Origin of the sequence: Streptomyces reniochalinae, assembly GCF_003323735.1 — a bacterium.
Taxonomy (GTDB): Bacteria; Actinomycetota; Actinomycetes; order Streptomycetales; family Streptomycetaceae; genus Streptomyces; species Streptomyces reniochalinae.
Genome location: NZ_QOIM01000064.1, coordinates 1 through 5,230 on the forward strand (window position 1 = coordinate 1; position 5,230 = coordinate 5,230).

Genomic DNA, 5,230 nt, shown 5'->3' on the forward strand with positions numbered 1-5,230 from the left:
CCCAGCAACACCAGAACGCCCCCCAGCAACCGCACGCAAACCCCCCACCACCTCACCACGCCCCACACCCACCACCGCAGCACGACAACCAAACACACCACGCCGACCCAACACACCAGCAGCAGACCGCACATCCACCTCAGGACGCGCCTCCAAAAACTCCCCCAACCGCCCCGCCTGCACCCGCAACGCCGACTCCGACTTCGCCGACAACGCAAAAACCACCGGCTCGGAATCCCCAGCAGGAGCCGGGAGCGGAACCTCGGCTATCACTCCCTCCGTGACTGGCGGAGCTTCGAGAATCAGATGGGCATTCGTGCCGCTGATCCCGAACGAGGAGACCGCCGCCCGACGCGGACGCCCGGTCTCCGGCCACGCGGTCGTCTCGGTCAACAACCGCACCGCACCCGCCGACCAGTCCACATGCGGGGTCGGCTCATCCACATGCAACGTGCGCGGCAGCACACCGTGCCGCATCGCCTCCACCATCTTGATCACACCCGCCACACCCGCAGCAGCCTGCGTATGACCGATGTTCGACTTCACCGACCCCAACCACAGCGGCCGATCCCCCGGCCGGTCCTGCCCATACGTCGCCAGCAGCGCCTGCGCCTCGATCGGATCACCCAACCTCGTGCCCGTACCGTGCGCCTCCACCACATCAACACCACTCGCAGGCAGACCAGCGTTCGCCAGCGCTGCACGAATCACCCGCTCCTGCGACGGACCATTCGGAGCCGTCAAACCATTACTCGCACCATCCTGGTTGACCGCGCTGCCCCGGACCACGGCCAGCACCGGGTGGCCGTTGCGCTGCGCGTCCGACAGTCGCTCCAGCACGAACATGCCCGCGCCTTCGCCCCAGCCGACACCGTCCGCTGAGGCGGCGAAGGGCTTGCAGCGGCCGTCGGCCGCGAGGCCTCGTTGGTTGCTGAACTCCAGGAAGATGCCGGGGCTGGCCATGATGGTCGCGCCGCCGGCGAGCGCCATCGAGCACTCGCCCTGCCGTAGCGACTGCGCCGCCAGGTGGAGTGCGACGAGCGACGACGAGCATGCCGTGTCCACGCTGAACGTCGGGCCTTCCACACCGAACGTGTACGCGATGCGACCCGCGGTTACGCTGGCGGTGTTGCCGGTCAGCAGGTAGCCGCTGAGGTCTTCCTTGACCGGGCGGTGCAGCGAGAGGTATTCGGCCGCTGCGACGCCGGTGAAGACGCCGGCGTCGGTGCCGCGTATACCGGCCGGGTCGATTCCGGCTCGTTCCAGTGCCTCCCAGGCCGTCTCCAGCAACAGCCGCTGCTGCGGGTCCATCGCCAGCGCCTCGCGCCGGTTGATGCCGAAGAAGTCGGCGTCGAAGAGGTCGGCGCCCTGGTAGAAGGCGCCCTGTGTCGCGTAGGTGCGGCCAGGTGCCGTGGGGTCGGGGTCGTAGAGGTCGGCGTGGTTCCATCCCCGTCCGTCGGGGAAACCGGAGACCGTGTCGCGCTCTTCGGCGACGACGCCCCACAGGTCCGACGGTGACTCGACGTCCGTCGGGAAGCGGCAGGCCATGCCGACGATCGCGACGGGCTCGTCGGCGGTGGCCTGGACGGTCGTCGTCGCGCGGGCCGGGGTCGTGTCGTCGAGGAAGCGTCCGAGCAGGTGCTCCGCCAGGGCCAGTGGCGTCGGGTGATCGAAGACGAGTGTCGTGACGAGACGCAGGCCGAAGTGTGCGCTGAGCCGGTTGCGGAGTTCGACGGCGGTGAGGGAGTCGTACCCGGCGTCCCGGAACGCCCGGTCCGCGGGGAGGGCGTCCGCGTCGGCGTGCCCGAGGATCGCCGCCGCTTCGAGACGGACGGTCTCGGTCACGAGCTGACGTCGTTCCGCCTCGGGCAGCGAGGCGAGCCGTCCTGCCCACGCGTCGGCGAGGGAGTCGCCCGCCTTCCTGGCCCCCCGTGTCGCCGTGCTGCTGGGCAGCCCGGCCCGGCCTGCCAGGGGGCGCAGTGCGGCACCCAGTTCACCGGCGTCGTCGAGGGCGCGCAGCGCGGGGAGGTCGAAGTGTACCGGGACGAGTACGGCGGGGCCGTCGGTGTGTGCGTCGAACAGAGACAGCGCCTTCTCGTGCGGCAGTACGGACACCCCGGTACGCGCCATCCGAGCGAGGGCGGCGTCGTCGAGTCGGCTCGTCATCCCGCTGGTGCCCGCCCACGGGCCCCACGCCAGGGACACGGCGGGCAGGCCCTGGGCGCGGCGGTGCCGGGCGAGGGCGTCGAGGAAGGCGTTGCCTGCGGCGTAGCCGGACTGGCCCGCGTTGCCCAGCGTGCCGGCCAGCGAGGAGAAGAGGACGAACGCCGAGAGTTCGGTGCCGGCGGTGAGTTCGTGAAGGTTCCAGGCGGCGTCGGCCTTGGGGCGGAGGACCGCGTCGAGCCGTTCGGGGGTCATCGCCGCGGTGAGGGCGTCGTCGACGGTTCCCGCCGTGTGTACGACGGCTGTGAGGGGGTGGGCGGCCGGGATTCCGGCGAGGACGGCGGCGAGCGCGTCGCGGTCCGCCGCATCGCATGCCGCCACACAGACCCGCGCCCCGGACTGTTCGAGCTGCGTCGTCAGTGCGTGCGCACCGTCGGCGTCGCTGCCGCCTCGACTGAGCAGGAGCAGGTTCCGCACGCCGTGGTTGTCCACCATGTGCCGGGCGATCCGGCCGCCGAGGGCGCCGGTGCCTCCGGTGATCAGGACGGTGCCTTCTGGGTCGAGCGGCGTGGGCAGCGTCAGGACGAGCTTGCCGGTGTACTCGGCCTTGCTCAGCCCCCGGAACGCCTCGCGGGCCTGGCGTATGTCGAAGCAGGTCACCGGCGGGGGCTGGAGTGCGCCCGCTGCGAACAGTGAGACCAGTTCCGTGAGCATCTCCCGCACCCGCTCCGGTGGAGCCTCGGACAGGTCGAAGGGCCGGTACTCCACCCCCTGGTGCTCCGCCGCCACGTGCTCCGCGTCGCGGACGTCCGCCTTGCCCATCTCCAGGAACCGGCCGCCGCGCGGCAGCAGCCGCAACGACGCGTCGACGAACTCGTGCGCGAGGGAGTTGAGGACCACGTCGACACCCGCACCGTCCGTCGCCTCCTCGAACACCTCCCGGAAGGCCAGGCTGCGCGAGTCACCGATGTGCCGGTCGTCCAACCCCTGGGAGCGCAGAACATCCCACTTGCCACGACTGGCCGTCCCGTACACCTCCAACCCCCAATGGCGGGCCAGCTGCACCGCGGCCGTGCCGACGCCGCCCGCCGCCGCGTGGACGAGCAGCCTCTCCCCCGCCCGCACACCGGCCAGATCCGCCAGCCCGTAGTACGCGGTCAGGAACACCAGGGGAACGGACGCGCCCTGTGCGAACGTCCAGCCGTCGGGCATCCGCACCACCTGGCGAGCGTCGGCGACCGCGATCGGCCCCATGGCCTGCCCGAACAGCCCCATCACGCGGGCGCCGACGGCCAGTTCGGACACGTCGTCGCCGACCTCGGTGACGACGCCGGCGCCCTCGCTGCCGATGGACGGCTCCCCCGGGTACATGCCCAGGGTCATCAGCACGTCACGGAAGTTCACTCCCGCAGCGCGCACGGACACGCGGACCTCACCGGCCGCGAGGGGACGCGTCGCCTCCGGCGCCGGTACGACGGCCAGACTGTTCACGGTTCCGGGAGCGGTGACGTCCAGGTGCCACGCCGGCTCGCCCGACGACGGGGTCAGCGAACGATCGGCGCTCGCGCGCACCAGCCGCGGCGCCAGCACCTTCCCACCGCGCACCGCGAGTTCGTCCTCTCCGGCCGCGGACAGCGCCGCCGACACGGCGAGAGGAAGGGCCTGGGCACTCGCCTCGCGTCCATCGACGTCGAGCAGCACGAACGAGCCGGGTTTCTCGGCCCGCACGCCGCGCACCAGGCCCCAGACCGACGCCTGCGCCAGGTCACGGACGTCCTCGCCGGTGCGGGCCGCGACCGCACCCGAGGTGACGAGGCACAGGCGCGTTTCGGAGAACCGGTCGTCACCCAGCCACTCCTGGACGGCACCCAGCACGCCACGAGCGATCACATGGCCGGCGTCGGCCGGGCTGCCTTCCGGGGAGGCCGGGCAGACGAGGAGAACGGCATCGGGCAGCGGCGCCCCCTCGTCCACGGACGTACGCAGCGCTGCGAGATCGGCGTGCTCCCGCGCCGGGACGTCCGCGGCCGACAACCGCCCGGCCAACGGTGCCGAGTCCGCGCCGACCACGGCCAGCGACGCGGCACCGGCGGTCACCGCTGCCGGGGTGCTCACCGGGGTCCAGTCCAGCCGGTACAGGTCGTCGCGCACGGTGGCACTCGCCTCAGCGAACTGCTCCACGCTCACGGCACGGGTGACGAGCGACTCGACGGTGGCCACCGGCTCACCATCGGGGTCGCTCACCGCGAGTGCCAGCGTGTCCTGACCCGTGCGGGACAGCCGTACGCGCAGCTCGGTGGCTCCGGTGGAGTACAGCGTGACGCCCGACGACGCGAACGGAAGCCGGACGCCCGCCTCGCTCAGGGTCAGGACGTACGGGTGGAGAGCGGCGTCGAGAAGGGCCGGGTGCAGCGCAAACCCGTCGGCTTCACCGGCGGCGGAGGGAAGCCCGACCTCGGCGTAGATGTCGTCGCCGTGCCGCCACGCCCTCCGCAGGCCCCGGAACGCGGGGCCGTAGGTCAGACCCAATTGTTCCAGCTCGTCGTAGAAGGACCCCAGGTCGATCTCGGCGGCGTCGGACGGCGGTGACGTGGAGGGCTGGGGCCCGGGGACCGTGCCGACGAGGAGAGCCGTACCGTGCTCGGTCCACTCCGAACCGTGGTCGTCGGCTCCCGCGCTGCGGGAACGGAAGTTGAGGGTGTACCGCCCGGACTCGTCAGCCGGACGGAGCCGCAGCTGAAGCTGTTGCGTGGTGTCGCCCAGGAGCAGCGGAGTGTGGAGCGTCAGGTCGTCAACGGTGTTCAGACCGACGTGGTGGGCGGCGTGCAGAGCGAGCTCGATGAAGGCGGTGGCGGGGAGGACGGGCGTGTGATGGACGGCGTGGTCGCCGAGCCAGGGGTGAGCCTTGACGGAGACCGTGCCGGTGTAGAGGGACCCTTCCTCTTCCGAGAGATCGATGTGCGCACTGAGGAAGCGGTGGTGTGTGGGGTTGAGTCCGAGGTTGGTGGTGTTGGTGGGGGTGGGTTGTTGGAGCCAGTAGGTGTGGTGGGTGAAGGGGTAGGTGGGG

1 protein-coding gene is annotated in these 5,230 nt (G+C 71.4%); it reads right to left on the minus strand.

The features are described 5' to 3' along the window. Positions 1-5,230 (minus strand): SDR family NAD(P)-dependent oxidoreductase (locus DQ392_RS33895; protein WP_220182695.1); only part of this gene is annotated, 5,230 nt, incomplete at both ends.